The sequence below is a fragment of the Kribbella endophytica genome, from assembly GCF_054781295.1.
On sequence record NZ_BAAGUR010000001.1, the window covers coordinates 3,320,956 to 3,338,835 of the forward strand.

General features: G+C 69.6%; 20 protein-coding genes. 12 read left to right on the plus strand and 8 right to left on the minus strand.

Annotated elements, in window-relative coordinates:
- Nucleotides 1–82 precede the first annotated feature (82 nt).
- From ACYVIO_RS15930 to ACYVIO_RS15940, 3 genes are read left to right on the plus strand one after another with little or no spacing between them, the layout of a single operon-like run.
- Entirely contained in the window at nt 83–1,519 is a 1,437-nt protein-coding gene (locus ACYVIO_RS15930; RefSeq protein WP_460651534.1) for a malic enzyme-like NAD(P)-binding protein, read from the plus strand.
- Between the two features lie 8 nt (nt 1,520–1,527).
- Nucleotides 1,528–1,875 carry a VanZ family protein gene (locus ACYVIO_RS15935; RefSeq protein ID WP_460651535.1) on the plus strand — a complete coding sequence of 116 codons (348 nt, stop codon included), beginning with the start codon at nt 1,528–1,530 and terminating at the stop codon, nt 1,873–1,875.
- Nucleotides 1,876–1,882: 7 nt separating this feature from the next.
- A complete protein-coding gene (locus ACYVIO_RS15940) occupies nt 1,883–2,440 on the plus strand; it encodes a YqgE/AlgH family protein (RefSeq protein ID WP_460651536.1) in 558 nt (185 codons plus the stop codon).
- 32 nt (nt 2,441–2,472) lie between these two features.
- On the opposite strand, the gene ACYVIO_RS15945 is transcribed toward ACYVIO_RS15940, so the two are convergent.
- Entirely contained in the window at nt 2,473–2,742 is a 270-nt protein-coding gene (locus ACYVIO_RS15945) for a DUF3039 domain-containing protein (protein WP_184804463.1), read from the minus strand.
- Between the two features lie 128 nt (nt 2,743–2,870).
- On the opposite strand from ACYVIO_RS15945, the gene ACYVIO_RS15950 reads away from it, so the two are divergent.
- Nucleotides 2,871–3,443 (plus strand): Uma2 family endonuclease, encoded by a 573-nt coding sequence (locus tag ACYVIO_RS15950; protein WP_460651537.1) that lies wholly within the window; start codon nt 2,871–2,873, stop codon nt 3,441–3,443.
- A gap of 51 nt (nt 3,444–3,494) precedes the next feature.
- Nucleotides 3,495–5,297, plus strand: a complete 1,803-nt coding sequence (locus ACYVIO_RS15955; protein WP_460651538.1) for a DEAD/DEAH box helicase — start codon at nt 3,495–3,497, stop codon at nt 5,295–5,297.
- 32 nt (nt 5,298–5,329) lie between these two features.
- Here the strand turns inward: ACYVIO_RS15955 and ACYVIO_RS15960 are convergent, their stop codons facing one another.
- From ACYVIO_RS15960 to ACYVIO_RS15975, 4 genes are all read right to left on the minus strand, one after another.
- Entirely contained in the window at nt 5,330–6,775 is a 1,446-nt protein-coding gene (locus tag ACYVIO_RS15960; RefSeq protein ID WP_460651539.1) for an amidohydrolase family protein, read from the minus strand.
- A 55-nt stretch (nt 6,776–6,830) separates the two neighbouring features.
- Nucleotides 6,831–7,712, minus strand: coding sequence for an isocitrate lyase/PEP mutase family protein (locus tag ACYVIO_RS15965; protein WP_460651540.1), 882 nt, complete (start codon nt 7,710–7,712; stop codon nt 6,831–6,833).
- A gap of 120 nt (nt 7,713–7,832) precedes the next feature.
- Nucleotides 7,833–8,300, minus strand: a complete 468-nt coding sequence (locus ACYVIO_RS15970; RefSeq protein ID WP_460651541.1) for a winged helix-turn-helix transcriptional regulator — start codon at nt 8,298–8,300, stop codon at nt 7,833–7,835.
- Nucleotides 8,301–8,361: 61 nt separating this feature from the next.
- On the minus strand, nt 8,362–9,213 hold the full coding sequence (locus ACYVIO_RS15975) for a helix-turn-helix transcriptional regulator (protein ID WP_460651542.1): 852 nt from the start codon (nt 9,211–9,213) through the stop codon (nt 8,362–8,364).
- A 280-nt stretch (nt 9,214–9,493) separates the two neighbouring features.
- Here ACYVIO_RS15975 and ACYVIO_RS15980 point away from each other — a divergent pair, with 280 nt between their 5' ends.
- Nucleotides 9,494–10,222 carry an SDR family oxidoreductase gene (locus ACYVIO_RS15980; RefSeq protein WP_460651543.1) on the plus strand — a complete coding sequence of 243 codons (729 nt, stop codon included), beginning with the start codon at nt 9,494–9,496 and terminating at the stop codon, nt 10,220–10,222.
- Here ACYVIO_RS15980 and ACYVIO_RS15985 read toward each other — a convergent pair whose 3' ends face one another.
- Nucleotides 10,223–10,405 (minus strand): hypothetical protein, encoded by a 183-nt coding sequence (locus ACYVIO_RS15985; protein WP_184804481.1) that lies wholly within the window; start codon nt 10,403–10,405, stop codon nt 10,223–10,225.
- A gap of 82 nt (nt 10,406–10,487) precedes the next feature.
- Here ACYVIO_RS15985 and ACYVIO_RS15990 point away from each other — a divergent pair, with 82 nt between their 5' ends.
- A complete protein-coding gene (locus ACYVIO_RS15990) occupies nt 10,488–11,723 on the plus strand; it encodes an MFS transporter (RefSeq protein ID WP_460651544.1) in 1,236 nt (411 codons plus the stop codon).
- Nucleotides 11,724–11,729: 6 nt separating this feature from the next.
- Here ACYVIO_RS15990 and ACYVIO_RS15995 read toward each other — a convergent pair whose 3' ends face one another.
- Nucleotides 11,730–12,479 (minus strand): hypothetical protein, encoded by a 750-nt coding sequence (locus tag ACYVIO_RS15995; protein ID WP_460651545.1) that lies wholly within the window; start codon nt 12,477–12,479, stop codon nt 11,730–11,732.
- 55 nt (nt 12,480–12,534) lie between these two features.
- Between ACYVIO_RS15995 and ACYVIO_RS16000 the strand changes: the two genes are divergently transcribed.
- Nucleotides 12,535–13,179 carry an IclR family transcriptional regulator gene (locus tag ACYVIO_RS16000; RefSeq protein ID WP_133977902.1) on the plus strand — a complete coding sequence of 215 codons (645 nt, stop codon included), beginning with the start codon at nt 12,535–12,537 and terminating at the stop codon, nt 13,177–13,179.
- Nucleotides 13,180–13,212: 33 nt separating this feature from the next.
- Here ACYVIO_RS16000 and ACYVIO_RS16005 read toward each other — a convergent pair whose 3' ends face one another.
- Complete coding sequence (locus ACYVIO_RS16005; RefSeq protein WP_460651546.1) at nt 13,213–13,683, minus strand: Lrp/AsnC family transcriptional regulator; 471 nt, start codon at nt 13,681–13,683, stop codon at nt 13,213–13,215.
- 155 nt (nt 13,684–13,838) lie between these two features.
- Between ACYVIO_RS16005 and hppD the strand changes: the two genes are divergently transcribed.
- The 4 genes from hppD (at nt 13,839) to ACYVIO_RS16025 (ending at nt 17,878) form a co-directional block, all read left to right on the plus strand.
- On the plus strand, nt 13,839–15,041 hold the full coding sequence (gene hppD / locus ACYVIO_RS16010; protein WP_460651547.1) for a 4-hydroxyphenylpyruvate dioxygenase: 1,203 nt from the start codon (nt 13,839–13,841) through the stop codon (nt 15,039–15,041).
- A gap of 144 nt (nt 15,042–15,185) precedes the next feature.
- The gene (locus ACYVIO_RS16015; protein WP_460651548.1) at nt 15,186–15,656 is read left to right on the plus strand and encodes a hypothetical protein; all 471 of its coding nucleotides are present in this window, start codon (nt 15,186–15,188) and stop codon (nt 15,654–15,656) included.
- A gap of 70 nt (nt 15,657–15,726) precedes the next feature.
- A complete protein-coding gene (locus ACYVIO_RS16020) occupies nt 15,727–17,103 on the plus strand; it encodes an FAD-binding oxidoreductase (RefSeq protein ID WP_460651549.1) in 1,377 nt (458 codons plus the stop codon).
- Between the two features lie 166 nt (nt 17,104–17,269).
- Nucleotides 17,270–17,878: a hypothetical protein gene (locus tag ACYVIO_RS16025; protein WP_460651550.1), complete on the plus strand. Its 609-nt coding sequence runs from the start codon at nt 17,270–17,272 to the stop codon at nt 17,876–17,878.
- The last annotated feature ends 2 nt before the right edge of the window (nt 17,879–17,880 follow it).

Sequence of the window (17,880 nt, forward strand, 5' to 3'; positions counted from 1 at the left end):
CCAGTCGCTTGGCCAGTGAGTGGCCGTGGACGCAACGTACGGAACCTCCAGCCGTTGGAGTGGCCATGAGAAGATCGCGGGCGTGACTGCCTTGCCGAGCGTTTCCTACTCCATCACCGTCCGGCTCGAGGTGCCTTCGGGCGGCTCGACGGTGAGCAAACTGACGACCGCGGTCGAGCAGGCCGGCGGCCTGGTGACCGCGCTCGACGTGACCGCCTCCGGCCACGAGCGGCTCCGGATCGACGTGACGTGCGCCGCCGCCGACACCGCGCACGCCGGCCGCCTGGTCGAGGCGATGCGCGCGGTGCCGGGCGTCGAGATCGGCCGCGTCTCCGACCGGACGTTCCTGATGCACCTCGGGGGCAAGATCTCGATGGAGGCCAAGCACCCGATCCGCAACCGTGACGACCTCTCGATGATCTACACCCCGGGCGTCGCGCGCGTCTGCCTGGCGATCGCCGAGAACCCCGAGGACGCGCGCCGGCTGACCATCAAGCGCAACAGCGTCGCCGTCGTCACCGACGGGTCCGCCGTACTGGGCCTGGGCAACATCGGCCCGAAGGCCGCGCTGCCGGTGATGGAGGGCAAGGCCGCGCTGTTCAAGCGGTTCGCCGGGATCGACGCCTGGCCGCTGTGCCTGGACACCCAGGACCCCGACGACATCGTCAAGATCGTCAAGGCGATCGCGCCGGGCTTCGCGGGGATCAACCTGGAGGACATCTCCGCGCCGCGCTGCTTCGAGATCGAGGCCCGGCTGCGCGAGGAGCTGGACATCCCGGTCTTCCACGACGACCAGCACGGGACGGCGATCGTCGTGGTCGCCGCTCTCTACAACGCGCTGCGGGTGGTCGGCAAGGACATCAGCGAGGTCCGCGTCGTCCTGTCGGGCGCGGGAGCCGCCGGTACGGCGATCCTGAAGCTGCTGATCGCGGCCGGGGTCAAGGACACGGTCGTGGCCGACATCGCCGGAGTGATCCACAGCGCGCGCGACGGGCTGTCGCCGGAACTGCGCTGGATCGCGGAGAACACCAACGCCGCCCAGCTCAGCGGTGACCTCAAGGGCGCGGTGGCCGGGGCCGACGTGTTCATCGGGGTGTCCGCGCCGAACATCCTGAACGGCGACGACATCGCCACGATGAACGACGACTCGATCGTGTTCGCGCTGGCCAACCCCGACCCCGAGGTCGACCCGGCGGCCGCCGGCGAGCACGCCGCGGTCGTCGCCACCGGGCGCAGCGACTTCCCGAACCAGATCAACAACGTGCTGGTCTTCCCCGGCGTCTTCCGCGGTCTGCTCGACGCGCAGTCGTCGAAGGTGTCGATCGAGATGGAGCTGGCCGCCGCGAAGGCGCTGGCCGGCGTCGTCACCGACGACGAGCTGAACGCGAGCTACATCGTGCCGAGCGTCTTCCACCCGGAGGTGCACACGATGGTCGCGCACGCCGTACGGGATGCCGCCGGAGGCAAGGCGCCGGCGGCCGAGGTGTTCCCGGACGACGCGCCGTCGCTGTCGCTGTAGTGCGGGCTGTGTGGGCCTGGCGGGCCGGCTTCGTGCTGGCCTGCCTGGTCCAGCTGTACGGGCTGTACTCGCCGGAGCAGGCCGGGCCGGACACGAGCACCATCCCGTACTCCGACAAGGTGGCGCACTTCGCGATCTTCGCGGCGGTCGCCTACCTCGGGCAGCGGGTCGGCGTTCCCGCGCGGTGGTTGCTGGCGGCGCTGGTGCTGCAGGCGATCGGCAGCGAGTTCGTCCAGCACTACCTGCTGCCGGACCGCAGCGGCGACCCGTTCGACTCGCTCGCCGACCTGCTCGGCACCGCGACCGGAGCCTGGCTCGGGTTTCGCGCAGTACAAAAGTCCCGCGGCACGACATGATGGGGTCATGACGGCCTCGACCCTGACCGGATCGTTGCTCGTGGCGACCCCGTTGCTCGACGAGCCGCCCTTCCGGCGTTCGGTCATCCTGCTGCTGGACCACGACGAGGACGGTGCTCTCGGCGTGGTGGTCAACCGGGCCGCCGACCTCGAGGTCGACCAGGTGCTGCCGGACTGGTCGGAGACGGTGAACGAGCCCGGCGTGCTGTTCATGGGCGGCCCGGTCGGCACCGACAGCGCGCTCGCGGTCGCCGAGGTGATCGAGTCCGCCGACCCGCCCGGCTGGCGCGAGTGCTTCGGCCGGATCGGGCTGATCGACCTCGACGTCCCGCCCGCGCTGCTCGAGGGCGCGATCCAGCGGATGCGGATCTTCGCCGGGTACGCCGGCTGGTCCAGCGGTCAGCTCGAGGGCGAGATCACCGAGGGCGCCTGGTACGTCGTGCCGTCGGAGCCCGACGACGTCTTCAGCCTGCAGCCCGAGGGCCTGTGGAGGCGCGTCCTGCGCCGCCAGAAGGACCAGATGGCCTACCTGGCGACGTACCCGGACGACCCGACCCAGAACTGACCCGGGCCGGGCTGCTGTCCGTGGGGACGGTGCTACTCCTTGTCGTCCCCGTCGTCGTCACCCGGGTTGAGCGAGTCCCAGATCTCCTTGCACTCCGGACAGACCGGAAACTTCTGCGGGTCCCGGCTCGGCACCCAGACCTTGCCGCAGAGCGCGACGACCGGCGTCCCCATCACCATCGCCTCGGTCAGCTTGTCCTTGGGCACGTAGTGCGAAAACCGCTCGTGGTCACCGTTGTCCAGCGACGGCTGCGTGCGCTCGTCGACAACCGTCTCCGCACCCGGGCTCAACTGAGTACTCATGCCCCGAGTGTAGGCGGATCGGCCCAGGGGCCGCCGTAACTGATCCACAACGAACTGCCCTGTGGACAACCGCCGGAGCCGGGGCAGATCGCGGCATGTTCTTGGTGTGACCACAACAAGGAGGCAGCATGACACTCATGGAACCCATCGGGGACGACCTTCCCAAGCCCTGGGCGCACAGCGGACCACTGACCAGGGCGGATCGGGATCGGCTGCCGGATGACGGGCATCGGTACGAGCTCATCGACGGAGCCCTGCTCGTGACGCCGGCGCCGTCGTGGCGGCACCAGACGGTTGTCGCGAACCTGTTGGTCCAGCTCACGCTGGTCTGTCCACCCGAGTTGCAGGTCCTCACCGCACCCTTCGACGTCGCGCTCTCGAGCGACACTGTGATGCAGCCCGACGTTCTTGTCGCGCGTCGGGACGACTTCACCGAGCGTGACCTGCCGAAGGCGCCGCTGCTGGCAGTCGAGGTGCTGTCACCGAGCACGCGCCGGTTCGACACCATGGTCAAGTGGTCCCGGTACGAAGCGGCCGGGTGTCCGTCCTACTGGGTGGTCGATCCCGACACGCCGACCCTGATCGTCTGGGAGATGCAGGACGGGGCATATGCGCAGGTCGCGAAGGTCACCGGCGACGAGATCGCACGGCTGACCAGTCCGTACGACGTCGAGGTGGTGCCCGCCGATCTGATTGTCTGAGCGTTCTCGGGTAACGTTCCTGCACGGCCGACAGTCGAGTATCGGGGGAGTATGCCGTCCGTGGATTCGCACGTGCCAGCACCACCAGCCGTGCTTCCTCCGGCCTACCCGGACCGGGCAGCTTGGGGTACCGCCAGCAAGCTGCGCGCCTGGCAGGCGGAGGCACTGCAGCAGTACCTGGACAAGCAGCCGCGGGACTTCCTCGCGGTCGCGACGCCGGGCGCCGGCAAGACGACGTTCGCGCTGACCGTCGCCGCCGAGCTGCTGCACCGGCGGGTGATCGACCGGATCACCGTGGTGACGCCGACCGAGCACCTGAAGATCCAGTGGGCCGAGGCGGCCGACCGGGCCGGGATCGCGATCGACCCGACGTTCGCCGGCGGCAAGGGACGGACCAACAAGGACTTCCAGGGCGTCGCGGTGACGTACGCCGGGGTCGCGGTGAACCCGCTGGCCTTCCGCGTCCGGACCGAGCGGTTCCGCACGCTGGTGATCCTCGACGAGGTGCACCACGGTGGTGACGCGCTGAGCTGGGGCGACGGGGTCAAGGAAGCGTTCGAGCCGGCCACCCGGCGGCTCGCGCTGACCGGTACGCCGTTCCGCAGCGACGACAACCCGATCCCGTTCGTCACGTACGAGTACGGGCACGACGGCGCGGCGCGGAGCAAGGCCGACTACACGTACGGGTACGGACACGCCCTGCGCGACCACGTCGTCCGGCCGGTCATCTTCATGTCGTACTCCGGCGAGATGCGCTGGCGGACCAAGGCCGGTGACGAGGTCGCCGCACGCCTGGGCGAGCCGCTGACCAAGGACCTGACCGCGCAGGCGCTCCGGACCGCGCTCGACCCGACCGGCGAGTGGATGCCCGCCGTACTGGCGGCCGCGGACAAGCGGCTGACCGAGGTCCGGCGGCACATGCCGGACGCCGGTGGGCTGGTGATCTCGGGTGATCAGAACACGGCGCGTGCGTACGCCAAGGTGCTGCGCGAGCTGACCGGCGAGGCGCCGACCGTCGTACTGTCCGACGAGAAGGCGGCGAGCAAGAAGATCTCGAAGTTCTCCGGCGACGAGTCGCGGTGGATGGTCGCGGTCCGGATGGTCAGTGAAGGCGTCGACGTGCCGCGGCTGGCCGTCGGGGTCTACGCGACGCCGACCTCGACACCGCTGTTCTTCGCGCAGGCGGTCGGACGGTTCGTCCGGGCCCGCAAGCGTGGGGAGACCGCGTCGGTCTTCGTGCCGTCCGTGACCCGGCTGCTCGGTTTCGCCGCCGAGATGGAGGTCGAGCGCGACCACGTCCTCGGTCGCAAGAACAGCAACGAGGACGGCGACATCTTCGCCCTCGAGGACGACCTGATCAAGCAGGCCAACCAGGCCGAAGGTGCCAGCGACGACCTGGACGCGAAGTTCGAGGCGCTGGGCTCCGACGCCAGCTTCGACCGCGTCGTCTTCGACGGCGGCGACTACGGCACCGGCGGCGACCTTGCCTCCGACGAGGAGATGGACTTCCTCGGCCTGCCCGGCCTGCTGGAGCCCGACCAGGTCCGCGAGCTCCTGAAGAAGCGCCAGGACAAGTCGATCGCCCAGCAGAAACGCACCCAACGAGCCAACGGCACTGCGTCCGCGGACCCGACTCCCACCGAGCTGGCCACCCACGAACAGGTCGCCCTTCTCCGCCGAGAGCTCAACGGCCTGGTCGCCGCCTGGCACCACCGCACCGGCCAGCCCCACGGCGTCATCCACACCGACCTCCGCCGCAAACTGGGCGGCCCCGCGGCGGCCCACGCCTCCTCCATCGAACTGAAGGAACGCATCGAGCTGATCCGAGACTGGGCCACCCAACGCCGAGCCTGAAGTTCACCGACCTGGGTCGGCTGGCCTTCCGTCTAGAGGTGCGCCGGCTGCTGGTGGGCGAGGAGTTGGCGGCGGAGGTGGGGGCGGTCGACCACGCGGCCGGCCAGGATCACGGCGGCGATCTGGCGGGTGCGGGTGATGTCGACGGTTGGATCGCCGTCGAGGACGAGGAAGTCGGCGCGGCGGCCTGGTTCGATCAGGCCGCGGTCGGCGAGCCCGAGGAGGGCGGCCGAGCGGCTGGTGGCCAACTCGATGGCGGTGAGCGGGGAGAGGCCGGCGTCGACGATCGCTTCCAGTTCGCGGTGCTCGGCCAGGCCGGGGAGCTGGGCGAAGACGCCGGTGTCGGCGGAGTACACGAGCCGTACGCCGGCCTCGTGGAGGATGACCAGGTTCTCGCGAAGTCGGCGGTACGTGTCGCCGGTGTCGAAGAGGGGCTCGAGCGCTCGCGCGGCCATGCGGGTCCGGAGATCGTCGATCGACTCCGCGGGCAACGTCTCAGCGACCAGCGGGTCGTCCAGCCAGTCCGTGTGGGTCGGGCCCTGGACCGTCATCGAGGTGAAGACGGCGACGTCGCGCTCGACGAGGAGATCGATCAGTTCCTGGTCCGGTTCGGTGCGAGGCATGTGGGCGAGGATGTCGGCGCCGGCGTACAGGGCGACCTTCGCGTCCTCGACCGAGTAGATGTGCGCGGCGGCGAGCAGGCCGTGCCGATGGGCCTCGTCGACGATCGCCCGTCCGGCGTCCGCTGACAGCTTCGCGGACTGACCACCGCGATCGTCGATCCAGAACTTCACCGCGTCGACCTTCCGCGCGGCGAGCTGACGGACGAAGGCCCGGGCGTCGTCCGCATCGGTCGCCTGGTGGACGGCGTCGACCGCGAAGTACGGCGCACCGCTGGGCAGCCCCGCCGTCGGCGCCGCCACGATCCCCGCTCCCGCGGTGAACAGCGTTGCCAGATCCGGGTCGTCCAGCGTCCCCGCCCGCTGGTCGTCCCGTACGGCGACCTCGGTGCCGTCCAGGTCGGTACCGAGCGACTGGAACGTGCTCACCCCGTGGTAGACGAACCGGCGCAGATGGTCGATCACGTTCTCGCGGGAGTAGTGCGCGGGATCGCACTCGGTCCCGCGCATGTACCCGATGTGCCCGTGCGGATTCACCAACGCCGGCATGATCGTCCGCCCCGCACACGAAACCACCCGCACGTCCTCACCCACCGCGGCGGCTACTGCCGGCGAGGTGCCTGCCGCCAAAGCATCTCCGGCCCCGCCCGCGTGTGCGCCGCCCAGTGACACGCTTCTTCCCGCTAGGGCTCCGGCCCCCGGGGTCCTGTCGGCCGTGGTGATGCTCGTGATGAGGCCGTCGTGGGTGGTGAGGGTGGCGTTGGGGATCACCGTGCGGCCGTCGCCGGTGATGAGGTTGGCGTTGGTGTAGATGGTGGTGCCGATGCCGGACGCGGTGGGCTCGATCGGGGTGGGCATGGTGGGTCTCGTCTCTGCTGGAAGGCGGGCCGGGGGTGTGGGATGGCGGGATCGGCTACTGGTAGCGGGCGGCGCGGCGTTCGTACGCGGCGTAGTCCATGGCGGACTCGAAGTCCTGCTGGCCGAGGATCAGGTGGCTGAGGTCGGCGACCTCGGAGCCCGCGGCGAGGCCGGCCAGAGTTTCGATCACGCCCTTGGCGGCGGCACCGATCACGCTGTACCAGAGCAGCAGGACGTCGGCGCCGGCATCGGCGTACTCCGCGAGCGTGCTGCCCGGACGATCCTTGCCGGGGGCATCGAAAAGGTCGGCGGCGACCATGACGGGGGCCTCGATCGCGGACCGGATCTCCTGGAGCTTCGCGGCCGGTACGGCGGGTGCGAACACCATGTCGGCGCCGGCGGCGACGTAGCCGCGGAGCCGCTCGACGGTCTGGTCCAGATCGCCGTACACCCAGGCGGCGTCCGTCCGCGCGACGATCATGAAGGCCGGATCGGTCCGGGCGTCGAGCGCGGCCCGGATCCGGTTGACCATCTTGTCCGGGCTCATCAGGCCGGCCGGGCGGGCCGTGTGCTTGCCGCCGAGGTTGTCCTCGAGGTGGATCCCGACGGCGCCCGCGGACTCGAAGGCCTGCACGGTGCGCCAGAGGTTCGACGGTTCGTAGAAGCCGTTCTCGCCGTCGACGAGCACGGGCAGGCCGGTCGCGTCCACGACCCGGCGGGTGGCGTCGACCAGCTCGGTCAGCGTCACCAGGCCGACGTCCGGCTGGCCGAAGGTGCTGGCGGCGGCCGCGAAGCTGCCGAGGTACGTCGCGGGGAAGCCGGCGCGTTCGACCAGGCGGGCGCTGAACGCGTCGTACGCGCCGGGGAGCACGAGGGGCTCGGGTGCGTGGACCAGTTCGGCGAAGGTGGCGCGCTGCTGGGACGGGTTCGAGGACATGCGGAGACTCCCTGGCTAGGTTTCGAAAATGAAGCTAGCAGGTCTGAATCTCATTCGGCAACCCAGCGGAGCCGGTTTCTTCAGCACACGTTCTGCTGGATTTTGTGAAGGAAAGTTGCGTCAGGCGACGTCGAGTCGGCGGTCCTCGGTGCGGACGGCCTTGAGCTGGTCGGCCGGCGCTTCGGTGCCGTCCCGGGTCACGAAGGCCAACTGGGCGGCGTCGCCGGAGTCGTCGAGCTCGAAGCGGGGCGACGTGCCTTCGGGGTGGGGGCGGTAGGCCCGGCCCCAGGACGCGAGCGCGCCGATCACCAGGCTGAGCGCGCGACCGGACTCGGTGAGGACGTACTCGTCGCGGGCCCGCTCGCCCGGCTCCTGGTAGGTACGGCGTTCGAGCAGGCCTTCGTCGACCAGCAGGGCGAGTCGTTTGGCGAGGCTGTTGGACGCGATGCCCAGGGTGTCCCGGAACTCCTGGAACCGGGTCGCCCCCGCGATCATCGCCTCGCGGACGATCATCAGCGTCCAGCCGTCGCCGACGACCTCCAGGCTCCGCGCGACCGAGCAGGTGGAGTCCTTGAACGTCTTCGCCATATCCCCACCATAGCGCTGACTTGCGGAACGAAACCGAGAGGCGGGACGCCGGCCGACGACCTCAGCCGCGGGGCGACGGCGTGAGGGACTGGGTGCCGACGACCTCCAAGAGGCGGAGGGACTGGTCGGAGGGGGAGCCGGGGTCGGCGGTGTAGAGGACGACTCTCTGGTCGCGTTCGGGGATGACGAGGACCTCGCAGACGACGTCGATGCGGCCGACCAGCGGGTGGTGGAGGGTCTGGCACATCGTCTGCTGGGTGCCGACCTCGTGCAGGGTCCAGATCCGGGCGAACTCCTCGCTGCCGGTGCGGAGGTCGGTGACGAGCGTCCTGATCGACTTGTCGTCGGGGTACTTGCTGGTCGCGGTGCGGAGGTCGGCGGCGGCCTCGCGGGCGAACTCGGCGGTCTGCTCCTCGCCGAAGAGGTCGCTCTGGGTGGTGCCGCTGAGGAAGCGCAGGCGGAGCAGGTTGCGGTCGCGGACCGGGACGGCGGAGAAGTCGGTGATGAGGGCGGCGGCCAGCGGGTTCCACGCCAGTACGTCGTACTTGGCGTCGAGGACCAGGCCGGGGACGTCCAGGCGAGCAAGCATGCGGAGTACGCCGGTGCGGACGTCCGTGGGTGGGCCTGGTGGTGGGCCGGGCTGTTCGCCGGCCAGGCGGAAGAGGTGGTCGCGCTCGGCGGTCGACAGTTGGAGGGCGCGAGCCAGGCCGGTCAGGACCGCTCGGGACGGGTGGGGACCGCGGGCCTGCTCGAGGCGGGTGTAGTAGTCGGTCGACATGGTCGCGAGGGAGGCGACCTCCTCGCGGCGCAGGCCCGGCGTACGGCGTCGAAGGCCGGCGGGCAGGCCGGCGTCCTCCGGGCGGAGTCGTCCGCGCCGGATCCGGAGGAAGTCTGCCAGCTGGGCCCGGTCCATCTGTCCAGAATCCCAGGTCGCCGAAGAGCCAACCAGGGACGCCCGGTCCCTGGCTGGGCACGCGACGGAGTGGAGGGGAGCCGCCCGGCGCCCGCGGCCGGGGCGGCGTGATCTGCGGGGGCGGCTGGAAGTGTTCCGCCAGATCGCGCACCGCGCCCGCAAGCACGTCGCCCCGGCGGCCACGCGCGGCGGTTTCGGCGAGCCAGACCCGGGGAGGAGTGGGAGTCCTTGGATTCGGCGACTCTGCCGGGGGCGGCGAATGCGGCTGAGGGTTGGGGGCATGACTCAGCAGAAGATCGTGCTTGTGACCGGCGCTACCAAGGGGATCGGGCGGGAGATCGCTCGGCAGTTCGGGGAGCTCGGGTGGATCGTCCTCGTCGGTGGGCGGGACCTCGCCAGGGCGGAAGTGGTGGTGAAGGAGCTGACCGCGGACGGTGCGAAGGCGGCGGCGGTTCGGGTGGAGGTGAACGATGCGAGCACCAGCAAGGAGGCCGCTGCGTGGATCGAGCAGGAGTACGGGCGGCTCGACGTACTGGTGAACAACGCGGCGATCATCGCCGACGGGGACGGGCCGGTGAGTGAGGTACCGATCGACTCCCTGCGCGCGAGCTTCGAGACGAACGTGCTCGGGGTGGTCGCGACGACCCAGGCGATGCTGCCGCTGCTCCGGCGGGCGGATCAGGCGCGGGTGGTGAACCTGTCGACCGAGCTGTCGTCGATGGCGCGTGTCGGCGACCCCGAGTCGCGGATGTCCACGGTGCTCACCACCGGGTACAACGCGTCGAAGGCGGCGGTGAACATGGTGACCGTCATGCTCGCCAACGAACTCCGGGCCGACGGCATCCTGGTCAACGCCGCCGACCCCGGCAACTGCGCGACGGACATGGGCGGCTGGGACGCGGCCAGGACGCCGGCGCAGGGAGCGGCGGTCGCCGTACGCCTGGCGACCCTGCCCGCCGACGCCCCGACCGGCCAGCTCCACGCCGAAGAGGGCCGCCTGCCCTGGTGATCAGTCGAAGTCGAAGATCGAGTTCTTGTCGTAGAAGTGCAGCACGTACCGGCAGTTCTGGCAGACCAGCAGCGTCATCCGGTGGGACGTGAATCCCCACCGGGAGTCGCTGCGGGCCTCCTCCTGCTGGAACTGCGGGCAGCTGCACAGCGGACAGGTCAGCGAAGGGGCTTGGTTCGTCATACGGAGGTAGACGCAGCCCCGCGTCCATCGGTGCCCACGACCTCCTCGTAAGGCACGTCACGTCGTGACATAGGTTACCTATGTGCCTCGTCTGCTGACCGACCTCCGACCGCTCAAGGAGTCGGCGGATTTCCGGCGGTTGTGGATGGGGTCGACGGTTTCGCAGCTCGGGCAGCAGATGACGGCGGTGACCGTTTCGATCCAGGTCTACGCGCTGACGGAGTCGACGTTCGCGGTCGGGCTGGTCGGGTTGTTCGCGCTGGTGCCGCTGATCGTCTTCGGCCTGTACGGCGGCGCGATGGCGGACGCGATCGACCGGCGGACGCTCGCGCTGGTGAGCTCGGGCGGGCTCTGGCTGCTCTCGATGGTGCTGGTCGTGCAGTCGGTGCTCGAGTGGGAACAGGTCTGGGTCCTGTACGCCGTGGTCGCGGTCCAGTCGGCCTGTTTCGCGGTGAACAACCCGGCGCGGTCGGCGATCATCCCGCGGCTGATCCGGCCCGAGCTGTTGCCGGCGGCCAACACGTTGAGCCAGGCGGCGTTCAACCTCGGGTTCACCGCGGGGCCGCTGCTCGGGGCGACGGTGATCGCGTGGCACGGGTTCGCGGCGGCGTACCTGGTCGACGTCATCACGTTCACGGCCGCGCTGTACGCGCTGTTCCGGCTGCCCGCGGTGCCGCCGACCGGTGAGGTCCGCCGGGCCGGGATCCGCTCGGTGCTGGAGGGGTTCACCTTCCTCCGGGCGGCGCCCGCGCTGCTGGCGACGTTCCTGGCCGACATCCTGGCGATGGTGTTCGCGCAGCCGCGGGCGCTGTTCCCGGCGGTCGCGGGGTCGTTCTTCGCGGGTGGCGTGAAGACCGTCGGGCTCCTCCAGGCGGCGCCCGCGATCGGGGCGCTGCTCGGCGTCCTGTTCTCCGGCTGGGTCAGCCGGGTCCGGCGCCAAGGCATCGCGATCGTGGTCGCGATCACGGCGTACGCCGCGGCCGTCGGGCTGTTCGGCTTCGCCCGGACGATCTGGCTGGGAGTGGCGCTGCTCGCGATGTCCGGGATGGCCGACATGGTCAGTTCGGCGTACCGGAACACCGTCCTGCAATCAGCGGCGCCGGACGCGATGCGCGGGCGTCTGCAGGGGGTGTTCATCGTGGTCGTCGCCGGTGGGCCGCGGCTCGGCGACTTCGTGGCCGGTACGACGGCCGACCTGACCACCCCGACGATCGCGCTGGCCGGCGGCGCCTGCGTCTGCATCGTCGGCCTGCTGATCCTGCTCGCCCGCAACCGCCCGTTCCGCGAGTACGACGCCGAGGTTCGCGCCTTGCGCTGAACCCGCTCAGCCTCCGGTGATCAGCTCCTTCAGGACCGTCGGCCAGGAGTCCATCTCGGGGTTGATCTGCTGCAGCTCCTTGCCGCCGACGGTGACGATCTTGCGGTCGCCGAGCGGTTCCTTCAGCTTGATCGGGGTCAGCGAGATCTCGTCGTCGGCGGTGCAGGGCTGGTCCATGTCGATCACCGCGGTGATCTTGTCCTTGCCCTGCTCGACCTTCAGGTCGAGCGCGCAGTCGGCGCCGATCCCGATCAGCAGGTCGCCCTCGTCGTACGACGGACGGTTCTGGATCCACTTCAGGTACTTCGGCTTCTTGTCGCCCATCAGCTGGTACGCCGGGACCGGCTGCGGCTTCTCGCCGGTGATCTCGCCGGAGCCGTCGCCGATGAACGTGCCGTAGATCATCGTCACGCACGGGTCGTCGCTGCTGCGCTTCTGGTTGCCGGCCGGGGCGCGGTCGACCGCGCCCCACGCGGTGGCGGCCTGGTAGCAGCCGTTCGCCTCGCGGTTGAGCGAGATGTTGAACCCGACCAGCCCGAGCGCGACCACGACCAGCAGGCCGGCGAGCATCCGCCGGGACTGGATCCGCTTCGGCGTCAGCCGGCGACCGGCCGGATCGGCGTCCTCGGGGTGCTGCTTGAACAGCCCGAGCACGGTCGTCGTCCACTGCGGATTGACCAGCGTCGGTACGGCGTACAGCAGGATCAGGACGACCGCGATGGCGATGGCCGGGAGGAGTGACCAGTAATTTCGCACGGCAGCAAGATACGGCGCCATCGGTCCGCGCCCGAAAAGCGGATACGCTTCGGCTGTGCCGGCAGAGACGTCCCAGACGCTCGATCGGGGGCTGACCGTCCTCGAGCTGCTGGCGGACGCCCCGGACGGCCTGTCGATCACCGAGCTGGCGGCGTCGCTCGGAGTCAGCCGGACGGTGGTCTACCGGCTGGTCAACACGCTGGAGCTGCACCGGCTGGTACGACGCGACAGCGAGGGGCGGGCCCGGCTCGGTCTCGCGGTGCTGCACTACAGCCGCCGCGTCCAGCCGACGCTGCGTGATGCCGCGCTGCCCGTCCTGCGATCGCTCGCCGAGGACACCGGCGCGACCGCGCACCTGACCGTCGCCGACGGTGAGGAGGCGCTCGCGATCGCGGTGATCGAGCCGAGCTGGACCGACTTCCACGTGTCGTACCGGATGGGCTCGCGGCACGCGCTCGACCAGGGCGCGGCCGGCAAGGCGATCCTGGCGGGACGGCGGAAGCCTGATCCGGCGGGGCGGCCGTTCGTGATCACCGCGGGTGAGCTGCAGGCGGGGGCGCAGGGGGTGTCGAGTCCGGTGCTCGGGGTGCCTGGGGTTGAAGCGAGCATCGGCGTGGTGGTGCTGGGGAAGCTCGATCGGGATTTCGTGGGCCCTCGGGTCGCCCGAGCTGCGGTAGAAGTCGCCAAGCGCCTCGCGTGAACTACTTGAAGTAGGTGCTGGCCTCAGGGCCGACTACTTGGAGGTTGCAGCGCGGAGCAGCGGCAGGACCCGGTGGGGGATCTGCTCGGCCAGCGCGATCACCGTTGACGCGCGTTGGATGCCGTGCACGATGACGACCTGATCGATCACGCGCTGCAGATCCGCGTTCGACCGGGCGACGATGCGGCACCAGAGGTCCTCGGCGCCGGTGATGGTGTGCACCTCGAGGACCTCGGGGATGGCGGCCAAAGCCGCGGCGACCGTCGTATGGCCTGAGCCCTGCTCGATCTGCAGCGTGGCGAAGGCCGTGACGGGATAGCCGATCGCGGCCGTGTCGACGTCGGGCCCCCAGCCGCGGACGACGCCGTCGCGTTGCAGACGGTCGAGGCGGGCCTGCACGGTGCCGCGGGCGACACCGAGGCGGCGGGACGCCTCGAGGACGCCGACCCGCGGCTCGGCGGCGAACAGATCGAGGATCCGGGCGTCCAGGGCGTCGACCGACATGCCAGCCTCCAAGCAGTGGTCAGGGTGACCACATAGCCCAACAGTAACCTCAGAATACTGCACAAGCTGACCAGTCAAAACGAGAACTGTTGCGCAACCTGTCCGCCACCAGCGAGAGTCCTGGGCAAGCTAGCCACCGACCGGGAGGACCCGCGATGACCAGCACCGACCTCACCCCCGCCGAGCTCGACGCCGATCTGGACCTCGATCAGCTCAAGCAGCTCGTCGGCCTCGTCCCGTACGACGAGAGCAGCGACCCGTTCCCGGTGACCGCGATGGACGCCGTCGTCTTCGTGGTCGGCAACGCCACGCAGACCGCGAAGTACTACCAGCTCGCCTTCGGGATGGACCTGGTCGCGTACTCCGGCCCCGAGCACGGCAACAAGGACCACAAGGCCTTCGTCCTGAAGGCCGGCTCGGGCCGCTTCGTGATCACCGGCGGCGTCACGCCGGACAGCCCGCTGAACGACCACCACCGCAAGCACGGCGACGGCGTCTCCGACATCGCGCTCGAGGTGCCGGACGTGGACAAGTGCATCAAGCACGCCCGCGAGCAGGGTGCGACCGTGCTGGAGGAGCCGAACGACGTCACCGACGAGCACGGCACGGTCCGCCGCGCGGCGATCGCGGCGTACGGCGACACGCGCCACACGCTGATCGACCGCAGCCGGTACGACGGCCCGTACCTGCCCGGCTTCGTCGCGGCCGAGACCCAGGTGCGGCGGCCCGAGGGCCACCCGAAGCGGCTGTTCCAGGCCATCGACCACGTGGTCGGCAACGTCGAGCTCGGTCTGATGGACGAGTGGGTGACGTTCTACAACAAGGTGATGGGCTTCGTGAACATGGCGGAGTTCGTCGGCGACGACATCGCCACCGACTACTCCGCGCTGATGTCCAAGGTGGTGGCCAACGGCAACCACCGGGTCAAGTTCCCGCTGAACGAGCCGGCGATCGCGAAGAAGAAGTCGCAGATCGACGAGTTCCTGGAGTTCTACGACGGCGCCGGCGCGCAGCACATCGCCCTGGCCACCAACGACATCCTGCGCACCGTCGACATCATGCGGGCCAACGGTGTCGAGTTCCTGGCCACGCCGGACTCGTACTACGAGGACCCGGAGCTGCGGGAGCGGATCGGCCACGTCCGGGCGCCGATCGAGGAGCTGCAGTCGCGCAAGATCCTGGTCGACCGCGACGAGGACGGCTACCTGCTGCAGATCTTCATGAAGCCGTTCGGCGACCGGCCGACGGTGTTCTACGAGCTGATCGAGCGGCACGGCTCGCTCGGTTTCGGCAAGGGCAACTTCAAGGCGCTGTTCGAGGCGATCGAGCGCGAGCAGGAGCGGCGCGGCAACCTGTAGGGCCGCCGTCACCGACACGCTGGGTACCGCCCCCGACACCGACCGTTCAATGTCCGATTACCGGATTGACTGTCAGGTCAGGGGCGGTTCGCGTACGCTGCCCAGTGGACGGGCGTCGGGGCGCACGTCCAGGAAGGGTTTCCGATGAAGACACTGGGCATTCTGCTCAGCACCGCGGGCCTGGCCGGAGCGGGCGCAATCGCTCTGGCCTCACCAGCTCAGGCCGTCGAACTGGCCAACTGCCCGGGTGCACGACCGATCTCGTCAGCGCAGATCTTTCGCGACAACAAGCCGCCCGGCTGGGGCGACGTCAAGCTCATGCGGGACAACTGCTCGCAGTACTGGGCCGAGGTCGTGATGGACGCCAAGCTGCCGAACTACGCGATGACGACCGCGATCCTGGTGCAGACCGGCGGGTCCAACAACGGCCGGACACTGACCTGCGACAGCGGCGGTGGCACCGGTGCGGTGGTGGCCGGGCAGCGCACCTGCCGGACGCCGAAGGTGAAGTCGAAGGACACCAGTACGACGTTCACGGCGATCGCCCGTGAGTACCGCAACTTCGGCAGCGGCTGGGACAAGATCTCCGAGAACCGGACCGCACGCACCCGCTGACCGCGCACCGGCGACACAACCGCACGACGACAAGCTGCCATGGCACCGAGTGCCTACTAGGCTCGAAGCCATGAGTGAGGTCGTCGAGCGGTTGCGTCAGGTCCTGCCTGCAGAGGCGTTGGTCACCGATCCGGACCGGATGGAGAGCTACCGGTACGACCGGGCGATGTTCTGCCCGGCCGGGGTGCCGGCGGCCGTCGTACTGGCACGGGAGACGGCGCACGTCCAGGCTGCGGTGAGAGCCGCGGCCGAGTTCGGCGTGCCCATCGTTCCGCAGGGTGCGCGGTCCGGCCTGTCCGGCGCCGCGAACGCGCTGGACGGCTGCGTCGTCATCTCGCTGGAGAAGATGGACAAGATCCTCGAGATCGAGCCCGTCGACCGGTACGTCGTGACGCAGCCCGGCGTCTTCAACGCCGTCCTGTCGCGCGCGGTCGCCGAGCAGGGGCTGTTCTACCCACCGGACCCGTCCAGCTGGGAGTTCTGCTCGATCGGCGGCAACCTGTCGACCAACTCCGGCGGCCTGTGCTGCGTGAAGTACGGCGTGACCACGGACTACGTGCTCGCGCTCGAGGTCGTGCTCGCGAACGGCGAGATCCTGCGGACCGGCCGCCGGACCGTGAAGGGCGTGGCCGGGTACGACCTGACCAAGCTGATCGTCGGCAGCGAGGGGACGCTCGGGATCATCACCGAGGCGACCCTCGCGCTGCGGCCGGAGACGGCCAAGCCGCGGACGATGGCGGCGCTGTTCGGGTCCGGCGTCACGGCCGGTGAGGCGATCGTCGAGATCATCCGGTCCGGCGTCTCGCTGAGCCTGCTGGAGATCATGGACCGGACCACGATCCGCGCGGTCAACGCCTACAAGCGGATGGACCTGCCCGAGGACGCGGCCGCGATGCTGATCGCGCAGTCCGACGCGGGCGGTGCCGCGGGTGCGGCCGACATCGCGACGGTGGCCAAGCTGTGTCGCGAGAACGGCGCGATCGAGTGCATCGAGGCCGACGACGAGGCCGAGGGCGACCTCCTGCTGGAGGCCCGGCGGGCCGCACTGCTCGCGCTCGACGAGCTCGGTACGACGATGATCGACGACGTCTGCGTCCCGCGCTCCCGGCTGGCCGACTTCATCGGCGCGACCGAGAAGGTCGCCACCGATCTGGACATCACCGTCGGCGTGCTCGGTCACGCCGGCGACGGCAACATGCACCCGACCGTCGTGTTCGACGCCCAGGACCCCGAGCAGGCCCGGCGGGCACAGGTCGCGTTCGACCGGATCATGGAGATCGGCCTGGAACTGGGCGGAACGATCACCGGGGAGCACGGCGTCGGAGTGCTGAAGCGCGACTGGCTGGCCCAGGAGATCGGCCCGGTGGCGCTGTCGGTGCACCGCTCGATCAAGGCCGCGCTGGACCCGCAGAACTTGCTGAATCCGGGCAAGGTGGTCGTGAGCTGAGAGTTGTTCCACCTTTTGTGACTCAACCGCAACGGAACTGCCGAGGCCACTGGACGATTGTGGCCACCGGTTGTGACGTCGGGGCCGCACTATGGAAGGTAGTTGTCCGAATCACAGGGGCACGGGGGAAAGAAACTGTTCGGTGAGGCACTTCAGGAGGCGACCCATGCGAGCTAGGCAGATGCTGCCGGCAGCGCTGGCTGTGGCCGCCCTGACGCTTTCGGCCGGCTGCGCGAACGGCAGCGGCCTGCGGGTCGAGGGCGCCGAGCCCGCGGCCGGTCCGTCGTCGGCCACGCCGTCGCCGAGCATCAAGGGATTCGGCCAAGGCAAGCCGGAGCAGTCCCCGACGCCCGCTGTCACGGTCAGCCTCGGCCAGGTCCGGCTGAAGCTGCTGGCCGACCGGAAGCTCGAACCCTTCTTCCGCAGCATCCTGGCGGGTTGCACAGTGGTGGAGCGCTGCATGCGCCGCGGCCCTACTGTGAACGTCACGAAGTCGCAGTACCCCCAGCTCGTGGTCTACATCCACCTGGACGGGAACTTCAACTACGGTGCTGTGCTGATGGCCGCCGAGCCCACCGGTCCGCGCCGGATTTGGGGTCTGAAGGCCGACCAGACCAAGATCAGTGCCAGCCGTGGTGGCGACCTCGTCGTGGAGTCGGGAGTCTTCACCGCGGCCGACAAAGTTTGCTGCCCATCTGTAACCCGGATCCAGGTCTACCGTTGGAAGGGTCAGCAGATGTTCTTGGTGAGCTCGCAGGACCAAAAGGGAGACTGAAC